Genomic DNA, 17,487 nt, shown 5'->3' on the forward strand with positions numbered 1-17,487 from the left:
GGGTCCGGTCGCGGCGAGCCGCCCCGAGCCGGCTCGACGCGGGTCCGTGCGCGTCCCGGCGGGGCGTGGACCACGCACTCCGCCCGCCTCGGGCGGCCCGTCGACCACCTGCCGCGTCGCGCTCACAGGTCGGGCCTTCCCTCGTCGGGGGTGGAGGCGAGGGCGTGGAAGCGGCGGGCGATCCGCCCGGCGCCGTACGCGAGCCGGCCCGCCTCCACCGCGTACCGCATGGCGGTGGCCATCGCCACCGGGTCGGCGGCCCGGGTGACCGCGCTGGCCAGCAGCACCGCGTCGCAGCCCAGCTCCATGGCGAGTGCCGCGTCGGAGGCGGTGCCGATGCCGGCGTCGAGGATCACCGGCACGGCCACGCTCTGCCGGATCAGCCGGATGTGGTGCGGGTTGGTCACGCCCAGCCCGGAGCCGATCGGCGCGCCGGCCGGCATCACCGCGGCGCAGCCCACGTCGGCCAGCCGGCGGGCCAGGATCGGGTCGTCGGAGGTGTACGGCAGCACGGTGAACCCGTCGGCGACCAGTTCCTCGGCGGCGCGCAGCAGCTCCACCCCGTCGGGCAGCAGCGTCCGCTCGTCGCCGATCACCTCCAGCTTCACCCAGTCGGTGTCGAACGCCTCCCGGGCCAGGTGGGCCACCTTCACCGCCTCGCCGGCGGTGTAGCAGCCGGCGGTGTTCGGCAGCAGCCGCACCCCGCACCGGTCCAGCACGTCGAGCAGCCCGCCGGCCGCCGCGGGGGTGGTGTCCACCCGGCGCAGGGCCACGGTGACCAGCTCGGTGCCGGAGGCCCGGACGGCCTGCTCCAGCACGTGCAGGTTGGCCGCGCCGCCGGTGCCGAGGATGAGCCGCGAGGAGAGGGTGACGGTGCCGATGGTGAGCGTCACGCCGCTCACCCGCCCTGGGCGGCGCTGAGCACCTCGACCCGGTCGCCGTCGCGCAGCACGGTCGCCGGCCAGCCGGTGCGGGGCACCACCTCACCGTTCACCGCCACCGCGAGGCCACGCCGCTGCTCGGTGACCGCGCGGACCAGGTCCGCCACGGTCGACCCGCCGGGCAGGTCCCGGCCGGCACCGTTGACGATCAGTTGCACGTCTCCTCCTCGGGGGTGGGTGCGATCCGGTCCCGGCCGGCGGCTCGGGCGGCGGCGCCGGCGGTGAACCGGTCCGGCGCGAAGGGGGCGAGCAGCGGGTCCGCCGCGCCGGTGACCACCAGCTCGGCGATCAGGTCGGCGGTGACCGGGGTGAGCAGGATGCCGTGCCGGTGGTGGCCGGTGGCGACCAGCACACCGGGCCGGCCGGGCAGCGGCCCCAGGATCGGCGCGTTGTCCGGCGTACCGGGGCGCAGCCCGGCGGCGGCCTCCACCAGGTCGTACTCGGCGAGGTCGGGCACCAGGTCGACGGCGGCGCGGAGCAGCCGCAGCACCGCCCCGGCGGTCACCTCGGTGTCGGCGCGCTCCTCGACGGTCGCCCCGAGGACCACCTCGCCGTCCGCGCGCGGCACCAGGTACACCGACTCGCCGTCGGCGTACCCCCGGATCACGTGCCGGAAGTCCGGCGTGCCGCGACCGGGCGCGCGCAGTCGGAGCACCTGCCCCTTCACCGGCCGGACCGGCAGGCCGGTGAGCGCGGCGGCGCCGCAGCCGGCGGCGACCACGGTGACCCGGGCGTCCACGTCGGTGAGACGCGCGACCGCGCCGGGCACCAGCGTCGCCCCGGCCCGCCCGGCCGCCACCCGCAGCGCGGCCACCAACCGCCGGGGGTCGACCTGATGGTCGCCGGGCGCGACCGCGCCGCCGCGCACCCGCGGCGCCAGCGCCGGCTCGCGGTCCCGCAGCTCGGAGGGGCGCAGCGGCGTGATCGGCAGCCCCAACCCCCGCTGGTACGACCAGAGTCGCCGCGCCTCGGCCAGGTCGTCACCGGTGAGCCCGACGACGAGGGTGCCCTCGGTGCGGTGACCGAAGTCGGTGCCGGCGGCCTCGGCCAGCTCGGCGGCGAAGCCCGGCCAGCGGGCGGCCGACTCGGTGAGCAGCCCGGTCAGCTCGTGCTCCCCGAAGTACGCCTCGGCGACCGGCGCGAGCATCCCGGCGGCCACGTGGGACGCGCCGGAGCCGGGGGCGGGATCGTGCACGACGACGCGCAGCCCCCGCGCGGCGCAGCGCCAGGCGATCGCCAGCCCGACCGGTCCCGCCCCCACCACGGCGACGTCCGGTCGGGTCAGCACGTCAGCGCCCCGAGCAGCTCGGCGGTAGCTCGGGCCGGATCCGTTGATCCGGACAGCGCTCCCACCACCGCCACCCCGTACGCCCCGGCGGCCCGCAGCGCCGGCACCGACGCGGCGGTCACCCCACCGATGGCGATCACCGGCACGGCGACGGCCTCGGCGACGGCGCGTACCCCGTCCGGGCCGATCGGGGCCGGCAGGCCGGCCTTCGTGGTGGTGGCGTGGCAGGGGCCCACGCCCAGGTAGCTGGCCCCGGCGGCGACCGCCTCGGTGGCGGTGACCGGTTCCCGGGCGGTGGCGCCGAGCACGGCGGCGGCGCCGAGCACCCGGCGGGCCGCCCCGACCGGCAGGTCGTCCGCGCCGACGTGGCCCCCGGCGGCGCCGACCGCGAGCGCCACGTGCAGCCGGTCGTTGACCAGGCACGGCACCCCGTACGGCGCGCAGAGCGCGAGCACCCGGCGGGCCAGGTCGTACGCCTGCCGGTCGGTGGCGTCGTCGTCCACCCGGACCTGCACGACCAGCTCGGCGCGGGCCACCGGCAGGGCGGCGCGCAGCACGGCGAGCGGGTCACGCCCCGGCCGGGTGTCGGTGATCAGATGCAGTCGTCCCAGGGACGGCACGGCAACGCTCCTCCCTGCGCCGGCATTACCCGGATCAGGTTCGACGGTCGGGGGCTTCAGCCCCCCTCTCAGCCCGGTGCACCGGGCTCCCGTGGGTCACTTGCGGCATACCGTACGACGGATGCGCCGATCCGCCAAGGGCGGGGGTGCGCTTTTCCCACGGACCGTCTCAACTCGACGGTGCGGGCAGCGCGTCACGGACCGCTCACGCCATGCTGTCCGGTTGGCCCTGAGTGGACGGACCGGGCACGAAGGAGCGGGGCACCCTCGGCGGCGTCGCAACGACTCCGAGGTGCCCCGCTCACGGGTGGTGCGACCGCCGGCGGGCGGGCCGACCGGCCGACGGTCAGAGGATGGCGTCGAGGGCGGCCAGGTCCTCGTCGGTGGGCTGCCAGGTGCCCGCTTCGGCGTTCGCCCGCACCTGCTCCGGCGTGGTGGCGCCGGCGATCACCGAGGTCACCGCCGGACGGGCGGCCAGCCCACCGATCGCCACCTGGAGCATCGACAGGCCGCGCTCGCCGGCGTACGCCTCGATGGCCTCGATGGTGTCCCAGTCCGCCGCGGCGAGGCGCTGGGCGTACCGGCCGCCGCCGGAGAGCCGGCTGCCCGCGGGCGGCGCCTCGTTGCGCTTGTACTTGCCGGTGAGCAGACCGTTGGCGAGCGGGAAGAACGGCAGCATGCCCAGGCCGAACCGCTCGCAGGCGGGCACGATCTCGGTCTCGACGGAGCGTTCCAGCAGGGAGTAGTGGTTCTGCGCGGAGATGAAGCGGGCCCGGCCGTTGGAGGAGGCGACCCAGTCGGCGTCGGCGATCTGCCAGCCGGCGAAGTTGGAGTTGCCGAGGTAGCGGACCTTGCCGGCGCGGACGAGGTCGTCCAGGGCGGCGAGCGTCTCGTCGATCGGGGTGCCCGGGTCGGGCTCGTGCATCTGGTACAGGTCGATGTGGTCGGTGCCGAGCCGGCGCAGCGACGCCTCCACGGCCCGGGCGATGTAGCGGCGCGCACCCCGGGCGCCGTGGTCGGGGCCGTTCCTGCCGTGCATGTCCATGCCGAACTTGGTGGCCACCACCACGTCGTCCCGGCGCCCCTTGAGCGCCTGCCCGAGCAGCTCCTCGGAGCCGCCCTGCGGTTCGCCGTAGATGTCGGCGGTGTCGAAGAAGTTGATCCCGGCGTCGAGGGCGGCGTCGACCACCGCCCGGGTGCCGTCGAGGTCGAGCTTGCGGCCGAAGTTGTTGCAGCCGATGCCGACCACGGACACCACGAGCCCCGAGTCGCCCAACCGGCGGTAGGTCATCTCAGTCACGAGATCCACCCTATGCCCGCCGCGAGCGACGGGTCCCGCGACCGCCCGCCCCGGGGAGGGCGCCGGCCCGGGGCGGGGCGGCATCGACCCGTCAGCGCACGTCCCAGACCGGCTCCGGCGTCTCCACCACCTCGCCGTCGCCGCCGAACAGCACGAACCGGTCGAAGGACCGGGTGAACCAGCGGTCGTGGGTGACCGCGACCACCGTTCCGGAGAACGCGGCCAGCCCGGCCTCCAGCGCCTCGGCGGAGGCGAGGTCGAGGTTGTCCGTCGGCTCGTCGAGCAGCAGCAGGGTCGCCCCGGACAGTTCCAGCAGCAGCACCAGGAAACGCGCCTGCTGCCCGCCGGAGAGGGTGCCGAAGCGCTGGTCGCCCTGCGCGGCCAGCTCGTACCGGGACAGCGCCGCCATCGCGGCGTGCCGGTCCATCCCGGCCCGGTGATCGTCGCCCCGCCAGAGGATCTCGACCAGGGTCTTCGCCACCAGCTCGGGCCGGTCGTGGGTCTGGGAGAAGTGGCCGGGCCGGACCCGCGCGCCGAGCCGGACCGTGCCGTCGTGGGCGACCGGGGCCAACGCGGCCGCGCCGTCGACCGGGCCGTTGGCCGGGTCCGGGTCGGTGCCGCCCCGGGCCAGCAGCCGCAGGAAGTGCGACTTCCCCGTCCCGTTGGCGCCGAGCACGGCGACCCGGTCGCCGTACCAGAGCTCCAGGTCGAACGGGTAGGTCAGGCCGTCGAGCTCCAGCTGGTCGCAGATGACCGCGCGCTTGCCGGTCCGCCCGCCGGCCAGGCGCATCCGGATGTCCTGGTCCTTCGGGGGTACGGGCGGCGGCCCGGCCTCCTCGAACTTGCGAAGCCGGGTCTGCGCCGCCTGGTAACGCGACGCCATCCCGTCGTTGTACGCGGCCTTCTGCTTGTACATCAGCATCAGCTCGCGCAGCTTCTGGTGTTCCTCGTCCCAGCGTTTGCGCAGCTCGTCGAGGCGGGCGTGCCGGGCCACCCGGGCGTCGTACCAGCTGGCGAAGCCCGCCGGGTGCACCCAGGCGCTGCCGCCCTCGACGGCGACCACCCGGTCGGCGGTCTGCGCCAGCAGTTCCCGGTCGTGCGAGACGTAGAGCACGGACTTGCCGGACTCGCGCAGCCGCGCCTCCAGCCAGCGCTTGCCGGGCACGTCGAGGAAGTTGTCCGGCTCGTCGAGGAGCAGTACCTCGTCGGTGCCGCGCAGCAGCAGTTCCAGGGCGAAGCGCTTCTGCTGGCCGCCGGAGAGGGTCCGCACCGGGCGGTCCCTGGCGGCGTCCCAGGACAGGTCCAGCACGATGGTGGCGACCGTGTCGAAGAGCACCTCGGCGTCGTACCCGCCGGTCTCGCCCCAGGCGGCCAGCGCGTCCGCGTACGCCAGCTGGGCCTTGCCGGCGGCGGTGCTGTACTTGCCGCGCAGCTCGGTCGACCGCATGGCCGCCTCGGTCTCGGCCAGCCGGCGGCCGGCGTCGCGCAGCGCCGGTGGGGCGAGCGAGAGCGCCAGGTCGGCGAGCGTGGTGTCGTCGCCGATCATGCCGATGAACTGCCGCATCACGCCGAGGCCGCCGGCCCGGGCGACGGCGCCGGTCTTCACCGGCAGGTCGCCGGCGACCATCCGCAACAGCGTCGTCTTGCCGGCGCCGTTCGGGCCGACCAGGGCGACCTTGGCACCCTCACCGACCCGGAACGACACGTCGGCGAAGAGTTCCCGGCCGTCGGGCAGGATGTGCCCGACCCCTGCCACGTCCACGTATCCCACGCCGGCATCCTGCCGGAGCGGGCGGCGCGGGCGACACCCGATTACCGGGTGACCCGCAGCACCCGGTAGCCCTTCTGGCTGGCGTGCCGCTCGACCTGCCAGCCGGCGTCGACCAGCCAGCGGTGCAGCGAGTCGCCGCCGAGGTGGCGGGCGACCACCAGCCAGGCGACGCCGTCCGGGGCGAGCCGGGGCAGCCAGCGGCGCAGCAGCTCGTGCAGCTCGACCTTGCCGATGTGGATCGGCGGGTTGGACCAGATCTGGGCGAAGGTGATGTCGGCCGGGACCTCGTCCGGGGCGACCGCCCGTAGCCGGTCGGCGGCGCCGACCCGGCGGGCGTTCTCGGTGGTGAGGGCGCGGGCCCGCTCGTTGACGTCGACCGCCCAGACGGTGGCGGCCGGTGCGCTGGTGGCCAGCACGCAGCTGATCGGCCCGAAGCCCGAGCCGATGTCGAGCAGGTCACCGCCGACGGTGGCGGTCGGCAGCTCGGCCTTGCGCAGCAGGACGGCGGTGCCGGGGTCGAGCCGGTCGGCGGAGAAGACCCCGCTGGCGGAGGCCAGGGTGTAGTCGCGCCCGGCGACGGAGAACTCGACCTCCCGCGGGCGCGCCGCAGTGGTGGGGTTGGTGGAGAAGTAGTGGTCGCCGGTCACGTCCGGCATTCTCCCACCGGCCCGGCGAGCGGTCGCGGTCGCCTCGGCGGGGAGGGTCACGACGCGCCCGCGCCGGAATTCCCCATTATTACCCCCTAAAGGGGCAATGGCTCCTACTCTGGGCGACATGGTGTATCGGTACGAGTCCGATGAGGACGCCTTCGTGGAGTACCCGCGGTCCGAGTCGGACCTGCCGGAGTTCCCGCCCGGCCCGCCCGCGCCGGCCGGGCCGTCTCCGTCCCGCTTCCCCACCCCGTCACTGCCGCGGACCACCCGGCCGGCCCTCCCGGCCGCCGAACCTGTTCCGGTCCGCCCGTCCGTACAGATCCCGCCGCCACCCGCCCTCCCCCGCGAGTACGCCCCGACCGAGCCGACCGAACCGCCGGAGACGCCCGCGTCCGGCCGGTCCGGCTCCGGGCGCGGCGGTGGTCGGCTGTGGCAGGTGCTCGTCGGTGGCGCGGCGGTGCTGGTCCTGCTCGCGCTCTGCGGCCTCGGCGCGGCGGCCCTGCTCGTCGACCGCACGCCGAGCGACGACCCGACCGCGTCGGCACCGCAGCCCACCACGGCCGCGCCGGTCGACGGGTCGACCGCCGACGACCTCGACTCCCGGGACACCGACCAGCAGCCGCTGACCGCCCGCGAGGTCTTCGCCGGTAAGAAGCTGGTGGTGGCCGACGGACGACCGGCCTACGACGTGCTGAAGACGCACTCCGGCGGCAGTTGCGCGATCGCCGCCACCGGCGAGATCGCCGACATGCTGGTCCGGCTCGGGTGCAGCCAGGTGGTCCGGGGCACGGTGCGCTCCGCCGACGGCGAGCACCTGGCCACCGCCGGCCTGTTCAACCTGACCGACAAGGCCAGCGCGCAACGCGTCCGGGACCGGATCCGGCAGTTGCTCGACGAGCGGCAGGGCCGCTTCCGCGGCCTGGACGCCGGTGACGGCACCGAGGCGCTCACCACCGCCGCGGCCCGGGTCGGCTGGCAGGTCCGCGGCCACTACATCGCCTACTGCCTGGTCGTCCGCACCGACGGCGGTGCCGTGCCGGCCGGCGACACCGCGGTCCGCGACATCATCTACGACCTGATCGAGCTGCACCTCGACAAGGGCGTGCTCGAACGCCGGGCCGCCGGCGGCAGCGCCGTCCAGCCCACCGCGAAGGCGACCGAGGGCACCGGCACCCAGGGCACTCCCGACGGACCGCCGGGCGACTGAGCCGCCGGTCGACGGCGACCCGACGCGAGGCCCGGTCCGAGTCCTGCGGACCGGGCCTCGCCATGTGTTCAGGCCTGCCTGAGCACGGCCCGGTCACCCGTCACGTCGCCTGCGGGCGCGCCGCGCACCGGCCTGGGTGCCTTGGTGCACCGGGTCTCGCGAACCCCCGTGCGCTCAGGCCTCGGTGGGGACGCGGAGGCGGCGGGTGAGGTCGGCGCGGCGGGCGTACTCGGCCGGGTCGTCCGGGTAGCCGACCGCGACCAGGGTCAACCCGTGCGCCGCCGCGACGGTCACCTCGCTGGAGCGTTCCCGCCGGCTCAGCAGGCTCGCCGGCCACGCGACCGGCCGCCGGCCGTCCCCGGCGACCAGCATCGCCCCGACCAGGCTGCGCACCATCGCCTGGCAGAACGCGTCGGCCTGCACGATGGCCACGAGGATGCCGTCCGGGTCGCGCCGCCAGTCCAGCCGGGTCACCTCGCGCAGCGTGGTCGCGTTCTCCTTGCGCCGGCAGTACGCGGCGAAGTCGTGCTCCCCCACCAGCCCGGCCGCGGCGGCGTTCAGCGCCGTCAGGTCCAGCGGCTTCGGCCAGGCGAGGGTGTCGTGCCGGCGCAGCGGCTCGGCGCCCCACGGGGCGTCGGTCACCCGGTACTCGTAGCGGCGGAAGGTCGCCGCGAAGCGGGCGTCGAAGTCGGCGGGCACCTCGCGCATGGCGCGGACCCGCACGTCGGTCGGGAGCAGCCGGGCCAACCGGCGCAGCAGCCGCCCGTCGTGCTCCCGCCACACGGCGGTGGGCAGATCGAGGTGGCAGACCTGACCGGTGGCGTGCACCCCGGCGTCGGTGCGGCCGGCGACGGTGAGCCCGGTCGCCGTGCCCGCGCCGAGGACCAGGTCCAGCGTCTGGGTCAGCACCCCGGCGACCGTCCGCCGGGTCGGCTGGGCGGCCCAGCCGGAGAAGTCCGTGCCGTCGTACGAGACGTCCAGCCGCAGCCGGGTCCGCTCGTCCATCCCGTACCTCCCGTTCACGCCGTCGGGCCCGGCACCCCAGGAAGGGATGCCGGGCCCGACGATGGTGCCTCTGCTCAGGCCTTGTTGTTCTCGTTGGCCTCGTCGCTGTCCTCGCGGGCGGCGTCGGTGTCACCGGACGCCGACACCGGCGGCTCGGCGTCCTGGTCGCCCGAGTTCGACTCCGGGGTCTCCTCGGCCGGCGCGAGCGCCTCGACCTTGTCCTGCTGCGCGGCCTTGCGGGCGGCGGTCTTCTTGTTCGCCTTCGGCTCGGCGACCTGAAGCTCCTCGACCAGCTCGATGACGACCATCGGCGCGTTGTCACCCTTGCGCGGGCCGGTCTTCACGATCCGGGTGTAGCCGCCGTTGCGGTTGGCGTACCGGGGCGCGATCTGGTCGAACAGGGCGTAGACCACGTCCTTGTCCTTGACGACGCCCAGCACCCGCCGCCGCGCGGCCAGGTCACCGCGCTTGGCCTTGGTGATGAGCTGCTCGGCCAGCGGACGCAGCCGCCGGGCCTTCGTCTCGGTGGTCTTGATCTTGCCGTGCTGGAACAGCGCGGTGGCCAGGTTGGCCAGCATCAGCCGCTCGTGCGCGGGGCTGCCGCCGAGGCGGGGGCCCTTGGTGGGCGTGGGCATGCTTGGTGCTCCTCAGGTGTGGCGGCAGCGCGGACTAGAGCTGCTCGGTCTCGCGGTAGTCGTCGGTGTCGTAGTCGGCCTCGCCGAAGGCGTCCACGACGTGCGCCGGGTCGAAGTTCGGAGCCGAGTCCTTCAGCCCGAGACCCATCCCGGCGAGCTTCATCTTGACCTCGTCGATCGACTTCTGACCGAAATTCCGGATGTCGAGGAGGTCGGCCTCGGTACGCCCGATGAGCTCACCAACGGAGTTGATGCCCTCGCGCTTGAGGCAGTTGTAGGAGCGGACGGTGAGGTCCAGCTCCTCGATCGGCAGGGCCAGGTCCGCCGCGAGCTGGGCGTCCTGCGGGGACGGCCCGATGTCGATGCCCTCGGCGGTCTCGTCCAGCTCCCGGGCCAGGCCGAAGAGCTCCACCAGCGTCGAGCCGGCGGAGGCCAGCGCGGTACGCGGGCCCATCGACGGCTTGGTCTCGACGTCGATGATCAGCCGGTCGAAGTCGGTCCGCTGCTCGACCCGGGTCGCCTCGACGCGGTACGTCACCTTGAGCACCGGCGAGTAGATCGAGTCGACCGGGATCCGACCGATCTCGGCGCCGGCCTGCTTGTTCTGCGCCGCCGTGACGTAGCCACGACCCCGCTCGACGGTCAGCTCCATGTCGAGCCGGCCCTTGCCGTTGAGGGTGGCGAGCTTCAGGTCCGGGTTGTGCACCGAGACGCCGGCCGGGGGCTGGATGTCGCCCGCCGTCACGTCGCCCGGGCCCTGCTTGCGCAGGTACATGCTGACCGGCTCGTCGTGCTCGGAGCTGACGCACAGCTCCTTGATGTTCATGACGAGCTCGACCACGTCCTCCTTGACACCGGGGATCGTGGTGAACTCGTGCAGCACACCGTCGATCTTGATCGAGGTGACCGCCGCACCCGGGATGGACGACAGCAGCGTGCGCCGCAGCGAGTTACCCAGGGTGTAGCCGAAACCGGGCTCCAGCGGCTCGATGGTGAACCGGGACCGGGTCTCGTTGATCGACTCCTCGGAGAGGGAGGGTCGCTGGCTGATGAGCATTTCTTCTCTTCTCTTCCGGGACGCCCGCTATATGACGCCCACGACACAAACTGTTCCGGTGGCCCGCCCCGGAGGGCGGGCCACCGCAACGAGCCCTTACTTGGAGTAGAGCTCGACGATCAGCTGCTCCTGGACCTGGGTGTCGATCACCTGGCGGGCCGGGAGCGAGTGCACGAGGATCTTCATCTGGCTCGGGATGGCCTCCAGCCACGCCGGAACCGACCGCGAACCGGCCTGAGCCTGCGCCACCACGAACGGGGTGAGCTCCTTGCTCTTGCCCCGGACCTCGATGATGTCGTGCTCCTTGACGCGGTACGACGGGATGTCGACCTTCTTGCCGTTCACGGTGAAGTGGCCGTGCTTGACCAGCTGGCGGGCCTGGTCACGGGAGCTGGCGTAGCCGGCCCGGTAGACCACGTTGTCCAGCCGCGACTCGAGGATCTGCAGCAGAACCTCACCGGTCTTGGCCTTCTTGCCCACAGCCTCTTCGTAGTAGCCGCGGAACTGCTTCTCCAGCACGCCGTAGACACGGCGGGCCTTCTGCTTCTCACGGAGCTGGAGCAGGTACTCCGTCTCCTTCGTGCGGCCGCGGCCGTGCTGCCCGGGCGGGAACGGCCGGGACTCGAACGGGCACTTCGGACCATCGCACTTGCTGCCCTTGAGGAACAGCTTCATCTTCTCCCGCCGGCAACGGCGGCAGTCAGCACCGGTGTAACGAGCCATCTCTCTCTAACCTCTCAGACCCGGCGACGCTTCGGCGGACGGCATCCGTTGTGCGGCTGCGGGGTGACGTCGGAGATCTGCCCGACCTCGAGGCCCACGGCCTGCAGCGAACGGATGGCGGTCTCCCGGCCGGAGCCGGGGCCCTTGACGAACACGTCGACCTTGCGCATGCCGTGCTCCATCGCCCGACGCGCGGCGGCCTCGGCGGCGAGCTGCGCGGCGAACGGGGTCGACTTGCGGGAGCCCTTGAAGCCCACCTGGCCGGACGAGGCCCAGGAGATGACCGCACCGGTCGGGTCGGTGATCGACACGATGGTGTTGTTGAAGGTGCTCTTGATGTGCGCCTGCCCGTGGGCGACGTTCTTGCGTTCCTTGCGCCGGACCTTCTTGACGGCGGCTCCGGCACGAGCCTTCGGTGGCATAAGTCTGTGCGCTCCTAGTTACTTCTTGCCGGGCTTCTTCTTGCCGGCGACGGTCCGCTTCGGGCCCTTGCGGGTCCGCGCGTTGGTCTTGGTCCGCTGGCCACGCACGGGCAGGCCCCGGCGGTGCCGGATGCCGGCGTAGCAGCCGATCTCGACCTTGCGGCGGATGTCAGCGGCGACCTCGCGGCGCAGGTCGCCTTCAACCTTGTAGTTGCCCTCGATGTGGTTGCGGAGCTGGACCAGCTCCTCATCCGTGAGGTCCCGAACGCGCTTGTCCGGCGAGATGCCGGTAGCGGTGAGCGTCTCCAGGGCGCGGGTACGACCGACCCCGAAGATGTAGGTGAGCGCGATCTCCATCCGCTTCTCGCGGGGGAGGTCGACGCCGACTAGGCGTGCCATGTGCGGGCGTACTCCTCGTGATGTTGTGGCGGAGGTCTGGACCCGTCCCACCCCGCTACCGGCCGACCCGTCCTTCCGACGCTGTCAGCGCCGGCGACCGGGATCGGTCGTGCCCGAGCGGGCCCCGGCCTCCGACCGGGGGTCAACCACGATTGAGTACGCGCTGCGTACCGCTCGCGGCTGGAACGAGCTGATGATGTGCTGTCTGGATCTGCGGCCCGGACCGATCCGACCGGCCGTGTCACGACCGGTGGGACTGGTTCAGCCCTGGCGCTGCTTGTGGCGCGGGTCGGTGCAGATGACCATGACCCGGCCGTGCCGGCGGATCACCCGGCACTTGTTGCAGATCCTCTTGACGCTCGGCTTGACCTTCACGGTTGCCTTACTTCCCATCTGGCCCGGTGGCGCGACCACGCGCGACGCCGGACGTCGAAGACGGACACGGGGACGTCCCGGCCGTCGTCAGGATTACTTGTAGCGGTAGACGATGCGCCCGCGGGTCAGGTCGTACGGCGAGAGTTCGACGACGACCCGGTCCTCCGGCAGGATACGGATGTAGTGCTGCCGCATCTTGCCGCTGATGTGAGCCAGCACCTTGTGGCCGTTCGCGAGCTCCACCCGGAACATTGCGTTCGGCAGGGGCTCGATGACCCGACCCTCGATCTCGATGGCTCCGTCTTTTTTCGGCATGTCCTCCGCTGTCCTGACGTCGGTTACTCCGGACGGCCCACAACGTCTTACACGGGCATCCGACCGAGATCGGAGGGCCCGCGCCAGCCGCGGCTCCGACTCCCACCGAAGCGCGTAGTGGGCATGCCGGAGTGGACGCTGTGCGCCGATCTGAAAGTGTACGCCCGAGTGCGGGCGGTCGCCAAACCGGCCACCCCGCCCGTCACCCGCAGGACGGAAAAGGGACGCGGGCCACATCTCCCCCGCCGCCGCCGGCTCCGGCCGGCAGCCGCGAAACCGCGGATCAGCGTGGCGTCCCCGATCGACCCCGTCGCGCCACGTGAGCCGGTTGTCCGGGTCGACGTCGCGGAGCTGGCTCAGGACGCGGCGGACTCGGCCGGTTGCCGGGCGGTGACCAGGTCGCCCAGTCGGGCGCGCCCGCCGTCGAAGGCGGTCAGCACCCAGACCCCGTCGGGCAGCAGCGCCATCGAGTGCTCCACGTGCACCGCCATCGACCGGTCCCGGGTGACGACCGTCCAGCCGTCGGACAGTTCGACGGTCCGCGGGGAACCCATCGTGATCATCGGCTCGATGGCCAGCGCCAGACCCGGCACCAGGCGCGGGCCCTTGCCCGGCCGCCCGTGGTTGAGCACGTGCGGGTCCTGGTGCATCTCGGTGCCGATGCCGTGCCCGCCGTAGCCGTCGACGATGCCGTACCGGCCGCCCTTGCGGACCGCCTTCTCCACCGCGTGCGAGATGTCGGTCAGCCGGCCCCTGCCGTTGGCGGCGCCCCGCGCGGCGGCGGCGATCCCGGCCCACATGGCGTCCTCCGCCACCTCGGCCATCTTCAGCAGCGCCGGGTCGACCTCGCCCACGGCCACGGTGATCGCGGCGTCGCCGTGCCAGCCGTTCAGCACCGCGCCGCAGTCGATGGAGATCAGGTCGCCGTCGCGGAGCACCTGCTGCGCCGACGGGATGGCGTGCACCACCTGCTCGTTGACCGACGAGCAGATCGAGGCGGGGAAGCCGTGGTAGCCCTTGAACGAGGGAACGGCCCCGGCCTCGCGGATCGTCGACTCGGCGATCGCGTCCAGGTCGGCGGTGCTGACCCCGGGGGCGACCGCCTCCCGCATCCGACGCAGGGCCTCGGCGACCACCAGGCCGGCGGCCCGCATCTTCTCGATCTGGTCGGGGGTCTTCAGCTGGATGTCCAGCTGGGGACGGCGCATGGAGCGGATACCTTTCGTTGCCGGACAGCGATCAGCGGGGCACGTCGCACGTACCCCGCTGATCGCACTCTATCCGCCGGAGCCCGGCAGCACCTCAGCCGCCGTACGACCGCAGCGCGTCGATGGCGCGGACCGTGACGTCCTCCACCGGCCCGGTGGCGTCGATCCCGACCAGCTTGTTCTGGGCGCCGTAGTAGTCGACCAGCGGCGCCGTCTTCTCGGCGTACTCCCGCAGGCGGGCCGCGATCGTCTCCGGCTTGTCGTCGTCCCGCTGGAACAGCTCGGCACCGCAGCGGTCGCAGATGCCCTCGCGGGTGGTGGCGTCGAACTCGACGTGCCAGATCTTGCCGCAGCCGCGGCAGGTGCGCCGGCCGGAGAGCCGCCGGATCACCTCGTCGTCGTCGACGACCAGCTCCAGTACCAGGTCCAGGGCGGTGCCGAGGTCCGCGAGGAGCTTGTCCAGCGCAGCGGCCTGCGGCGTCGTACGCGGGAAGCCGTCGAGCAGGAAGCCCTCGGCGGCGTCCGGCTCGGCGAGCCGGTCCCGGACCATGTTGATGGTGACCTCGTCCGGGACCAGCTTGCCGGCGTCCATGTAGCGTTTGGCCTCGACACCCAGCGGCGTTCCCTGCGAGACGTTCGCCCGGAAGATGTCACCGGTCGAGATCTTCGGCACCGATAGGTGTGCGGCGATGAATTCCGCCTGCGTGCCCTTGCCCGCGCCCGGCGGGCCAACCAGAACGAGTCGCATCTACCGCAGGAACCCTTCGTAGTTCCGCTGCATGAGTTGGCTCTCGATCTGCTTCACGGTCTCCAGACCGACGCCGACCATGATGAGCACAGCGGTGCCGCCGAACGGGAAGTTCTGGAACTGCTGGCTGTTCAGCCAGATGAAGAAGAAGTTCGGCAGGATCGCGACGATGCCCAGGTAGAGCGCGCCCGGCAGGGTGATCCGGCTGAGGATGAAGTCGAGGTACTCGGCGGTCGGCTTGCCGGGGCGGATGCCCGGCACGAAGCCGCCGTACTTCTTCATGTTGTCCGCGACCTCGGTCGGGTTGAACGTGATCGACACGTAGAAGTACGTGAAGAAGATGATCAGCAGGAAGTAGATCACGATGTGCAGCGGCGAGTCGGCCTGCACGATGTTGTTCTGGATCCAGGCCTGGGTCTTGCCCGGGTTGGTCTGGTCGAAGAACTGGAGCGCCAGCTGCGGCAGGTAGAGCAGCGAGGAGGCGAAGATGACCGGGATGACACCCGCCTGGTTGACCTTCAGCGGGATGTAGGTCGAGGTGCCGCCGTACATCCGCCGGCCGATCATCCGCTTGGCGTACTGCACCGGGATCCGGCGCTGCGCCTGCTCGATGAAGCAGACCGCGGTGATGACCAGCAGGACCAGGGCGAGGACGAGGGCGAACTTGCCCCAACCCTCGTTGGTCTTGATCTTCCAGCCCTCGCTGGGGAGCCGGGCGGCGATCGAGGTGAAGATGAGGACGGACATGCCGTTGCCGACGCCACGGTCGGTGATCAGCTCACCGAGCCACATCACCATGCCGGTACCGGCGGTCATCGTCATGACCAGGATGCTCAGCGTCAGCCAGTCCGGGATGCCGGTGCCCTCGGGAATGATCGGGAACTGGTCGCAGCGGTTCTGGAACAGCTGCCCGGAGCGGGCCAGCGCCACGAAGGCCGACGACTGGAGGATGCCCAGACCGAGGGTCAGGTAGCGGGTGTACTGGGTGATCTTCGCCTGGCCGGCCTGACCCTCCTTGCGGAGCTGCTCCAACCGCGGGATGACCACGGTGAGCAGCTGCAGGATGATCGACGCGGTGATGTAGGGCATGATGCCCAGCGCGAAGACCGAGAGCTGCAGCAGTGCGCCGCCGGAGAAGAGGTCCAGCAGGTTCAGCACTCCGGTGCTCTGCCCCTGGAGGGTGTCGAGGCACTTCTGCACGTTGCCGTACGAGACGCCGGGGCTGGGCAGAGTGGCGCCGACACGGTAGACCGCGATGATGCCTACTGTGAACAGCAGCTTCTTGCGCAGGTCAGGCGTACGGAACGCACTGAGAAAGGCGGACAGCAACTTCTTCCTCCTGCGCGAGGCGGGCCGCCGGTGATCCCTGGCGGGGCGGGGTGGGTGCCGGGCGAGTGCCCGATATCCATAGCTGGGAAGGGACTCTAACAGCCCGGTCCCGGTCCGGGCAGATGCGCCCGGCTACATAAACCGAATCCGATGTTACCCGGCGCACACATGCCTGGTAGACCACGGCGCCCGCCCAGTTGGGGACAACTGAGCGGGCGCCATGGGTCGTGCCTTACAGCTCGGTGACGGAGCCACCGGCAGCGGTGATCTTCTCCTTGGCCGACGCGCTGAACCCGTGCGCCGACACCTGGAGGGCCACACCGCCGAGGTCGCCGGTGCCGAGGACCTTGACCGGCTGGCCCTTGCGGACCGCGCCGACCTCGACCAGCTCCTGCGGGCCGACCTGGCCGCCGTTCGGGAAGAGCTCGGCGAGCCGGTCCAGGTTGACCACCTGGAAGACGACCTTGAACTTGTTCTTGAAGCCCTTCATCTTCGGCAGGCGCATGTGGATGGGCATCTGCCCACCCTCGAACGACGCCGGGATGTTCTTGCGGGCCTTGGAACCCTTGGTACCGCGACCGGCGCTCTTGCCCTTGGAGCCCTCACCGCGACCCACCCGGGTCTTCGCGGTCTTGGCACCCGGGGCCGGGCGCAGGTGGTGAACCTTGATCGTCATTACTCGACCTCCTCGACCTTCACGAGGTGGTTGACCGCGAAGATCATGCCGCGAATCTCGGGCCGGTCCTCCTTGACCACCACGTCGTTGATCCGCTTCAGACCGAGCGAACGCAGCGACTCACGCTGGTTCTGCTTGGTGCCGATGCCGGACCGGACCTGGGTGACCTTCAGGCGTGCCATCAGGGAGTCACCCCCGCCCGCGACGCCAGCATGGCGGCCGGCGCGACGTCCTCCACCGGCAGACCACGACGGGTCGCGACGGCCTCGGGGGACTCGAGCCCCTTCAGCGCCGCCACCGTGGCGTGCACGATGTTGATCGGGTTCGACGAGCCGAGGCTCTTGGAGAGCACGTCGTGGATGCCCGCGCACTCCAGCACGGCACGCACCGGCCCACCGGCGATGACCCCGGTACCGGCGGACGCCGGCTTGAGCAGCACGACGCCGGCAGCGGCCTCGCCCTGCACCGGGTGCGGGATCGACTGGCCGATCCGCGGCACCTTGAAGAAGTGCTTCTTGGCCTCCTCGACACCCTTGGCGATCGCCGCGGGCACCTCCTTGGCCTTTCCGTAGCCCACGCCGACCGTGCCGTCGCCGTCGCCCACGATCACCAGGGCGGTGAAGCTGAAGCGACGACCACCCTTCACGACCTTGGCGACGCGGTTGATCGCGACGACCCGCTCGAGGTGCGGGGTCTTCTCGACGGGCGCGTTTCCGCGGCCGCCCTCACGGCGGTTGTCGCGGCGACCACCCTCGTTGCCACCGGACCCGCCGCCACGGCGCTGTTGACCTGGCATCAGCAGCCTTCCTTATCTC

Annotated in this window: 22 protein-coding genes and 1 riboswitch; of the genes, 1 reads left to right on the top strand and 21 read right to left on the bottom strand. The window is 72.1% G+C overall.

Annotated features, from left to right (window positions below):
* Positions 1–122: 122 nt before the first annotated feature.
* The 7 genes from V6U89_RS04530 to V6U89_RS04560 form a co-directional block, all read right to left on the bottom strand.
* On the bottom strand, positions 123–902 hold the full coding sequence (locus V6U89_RS04530) for a thiazole synthase (protein WP_334569323.1): 780 nt from the start codon (positions 900–902) through the stop codon (positions 123–125).
* Positions 899–1,099 (bottom strand): sulfur carrier protein ThiS, encoded by a 201-nt coding sequence (gene thiS / locus V6U89_RS04535; RefSeq protein WP_088960276.1) that lies wholly within the window; start codon positions 1,097–1,099, stop codon positions 899–901. Before thiS ends, V6U89_RS04530 begins: the two co-directional genes overlap by 4 nt.
* A complete protein-coding gene (thiO, locus tag V6U89_RS04540; protein ID WP_334569324.1) occupies positions 1,090–2,229 on the bottom strand; it encodes a glycine oxidase ThiO in 1,140 nt (379 codons plus the stop codon). The genes thiS and thiO overlap by 10 nt, the downstream gene beginning before the upstream one ends.
* Entirely contained in the window at positions 2,223–2,849 is a 627-nt protein-coding gene (gene thiE / locus V6U89_RS04545) for a thiamine phosphate synthase (RefSeq protein WP_334569326.1), read from the bottom strand. The genes thiO and thiE overlap by 7 nt, the downstream gene beginning before the upstream one ends.
* Positions 2,844–2,952: riboswitch (TPP riboswitch) on the bottom strand. (Overlaps the previous gene by 6 nt.)
* 243 nt (positions 2,953–3,195) lie before the next feature.
* Positions 3,196–4,158 carry an aldo/keto reductase gene (locus tag V6U89_RS04550; protein ID WP_334569327.1) on the bottom strand — a complete coding sequence of 321 codons (963 nt, stop codon included), beginning with the start codon at positions 4,156–4,158 and terminating at the stop codon, positions 3,196–3,198.
* A gap of 82 nt (positions 4,159–4,240) precedes the next feature.
* Complete coding sequence (locus V6U89_RS04555; protein ID WP_334569328.1) at positions 4,241–5,920, bottom strand: ABC-F family ATP-binding cassette domain-containing protein; 1,680 nt, start codon at positions 5,918–5,920, stop codon at positions 4,241–4,243.
* A 41-nt stretch (positions 5,921–5,961) separates the two neighbouring features.
* Positions 5,962–6,567 (bottom strand): class I SAM-dependent methyltransferase, encoded by a 606-nt coding sequence (locus tag V6U89_RS04560; RefSeq protein ID WP_334569432.1) that lies wholly within the window; start codon positions 6,565–6,567, stop codon positions 5,962–5,964.
* Between the two features lie 127 nt (positions 6,568–6,694).
* Here V6U89_RS04560 and V6U89_RS04565 point away from each other — a divergent pair, with 127 nt between their 5' ends.
* The gene (locus V6U89_RS04565) at positions 6,695–7,780 is read left to right on the top strand and encodes a hypothetical protein (protein ID WP_334569329.1); all 1,086 of its coding nucleotides are present in this window, start codon (positions 6,695–6,697) and stop codon (positions 7,778–7,780) included.
* Positions 7,781–7,954: 174 nt separating this feature from the next.
* Here V6U89_RS04565 and truA read toward each other — a convergent pair whose 3' ends face one another.
* The 14 genes from truA to rpsE form a co-directional block, all read right to left on the bottom strand.
* Positions 7,955–8,785, bottom strand: a complete 831-nt coding sequence (gene truA, locus V6U89_RS04570) for a tRNA pseudouridine(38-40) synthase TruA (protein WP_334569330.1) — start codon at positions 8,783–8,785, stop codon at positions 7,955–7,957.
* A gap of 74 nt (positions 8,786–8,859) precedes the next feature.
* Positions 8,860–9,420 carry a 50S ribosomal protein L17 gene (gene rplQ, locus V6U89_RS04575; protein WP_334569331.1) on the bottom strand — a complete coding sequence of 187 codons (561 nt, stop codon included), beginning with the start codon at positions 9,418–9,420 and terminating at the stop codon, positions 8,860–8,862.
* Positions 9,421–9,454: 34 nt separating this feature from the next.
* On the bottom strand, positions 9,455–10,477 hold the full coding sequence (locus V6U89_RS04580) for a DNA-directed RNA polymerase subunit alpha (RefSeq protein ID WP_007073009.1): 1,023 nt from the start codon (positions 10,475–10,477) through the stop codon (positions 9,455–9,457).
* Positions 10,478–10,573: 96 nt separating this feature from the next.
* Positions 10,574–11,200, bottom strand: coding sequence for a 30S ribosomal protein S4 (gene rpsD / locus V6U89_RS04585; RefSeq protein WP_334569332.1), 627 nt, complete (start codon positions 11,198–11,200; stop codon positions 10,574–10,576).
* Positions 11,201–11,214: 14 nt separating this feature from the next.
* Complete coding sequence (rpsK, locus tag V6U89_RS04590; protein ID WP_013288613.1) at positions 11,215–11,622, bottom strand: 30S ribosomal protein S11; 408 nt, start codon at positions 11,620–11,622, stop codon at positions 11,215–11,217.
* Between the two features lie 18 nt (positions 11,623–11,640).
* Positions 11,641–12,021, bottom strand: a complete 381-nt coding sequence (gene rpsM / locus V6U89_RS04595) for a 30S ribosomal protein S13 (RefSeq protein WP_091079342.1) — start codon at positions 12,019–12,021, stop codon at positions 11,641–11,643.
* Positions 12,022–12,282: 261 nt separating this feature from the next.
* Positions 12,283–12,396 carry a 50S ribosomal protein L36 gene (gene rpmJ / locus V6U89_RS04600; protein WP_012184307.1) on the bottom strand — a complete coding sequence of 38 codons (114 nt, stop codon included), beginning with the start codon at positions 12,394–12,396 and terminating at the stop codon, positions 12,283–12,285.
* A 93-nt stretch (positions 12,397–12,489) separates the two neighbouring features.
* Positions 12,490–12,711: a translation initiation factor IF-1 gene (gene infA / locus V6U89_RS04605; RefSeq protein ID WP_007073013.1), complete on the bottom strand. Its 222-nt coding sequence runs from the start codon at positions 12,709–12,711 to the stop codon at positions 12,490–12,492.
* 356 nt (positions 12,712–13,067) lie between these two features.
* Complete coding sequence (gene map, locus V6U89_RS04610; protein ID WP_334569333.1) at positions 13,068–13,919, bottom strand: type I methionyl aminopeptidase; 852 nt, start codon at positions 13,917–13,919, stop codon at positions 13,068–13,070.
* Between the two features lie 94 nt (positions 13,920–14,013).
* Positions 14,014–14,667: an adenylate kinase gene (locus V6U89_RS04615; protein WP_088960266.1), complete on the bottom strand. Its 654-nt coding sequence runs from the start codon at positions 14,665–14,667 to the stop codon at positions 14,014–14,016.
* A complete protein-coding gene (secY, locus tag V6U89_RS04620; protein WP_334569334.1) occupies positions 14,668–15,996 on the bottom strand; it encodes a preprotein translocase subunit SecY in 1,329 nt (442 codons plus the stop codon).
* A gap of 232 nt (positions 15,997–16,228) precedes the next feature.
* Positions 16,229–16,672: a 50S ribosomal protein L15 gene (rplO, locus tag V6U89_RS04625; RefSeq protein ID WP_280836956.1), complete on the bottom strand. Its 444-nt coding sequence runs from the start codon at positions 16,670–16,672 to the stop codon at positions 16,229–16,231.
* Complete coding sequence (gene rpmD / locus V6U89_RS04630; RefSeq protein ID WP_088960263.1) at positions 16,672–16,854, bottom strand: 50S ribosomal protein L30; 183 nt, start codon at positions 16,852–16,854, stop codon at positions 16,672–16,674. The genes rplO and rpmD overlap by 1 nt, the downstream gene beginning before the upstream one ends.
* A complete protein-coding gene (gene rpsE / locus V6U89_RS04635; RefSeq protein ID WP_334569335.1) occupies positions 16,854–17,468 on the bottom strand; it encodes a 30S ribosomal protein S5 in 615 nt (204 codons plus the stop codon). The genes rpmD and rpsE overlap by 1 nt, the downstream gene beginning before the upstream one ends.
* Between the last annotated feature and the right edge of the window lie 19 nt (positions 17,469–17,487).

The sequence above is a fragment of the Micromonospora sp. CPCC 206171 genome (assembly GCF_036906755.1).
Lineage (GTDB): Bacteria > Actinomycetota > Actinomycetes > Mycobacteriales > Micromonosporaceae > Micromonospora > Micromonospora purpureochromogenes.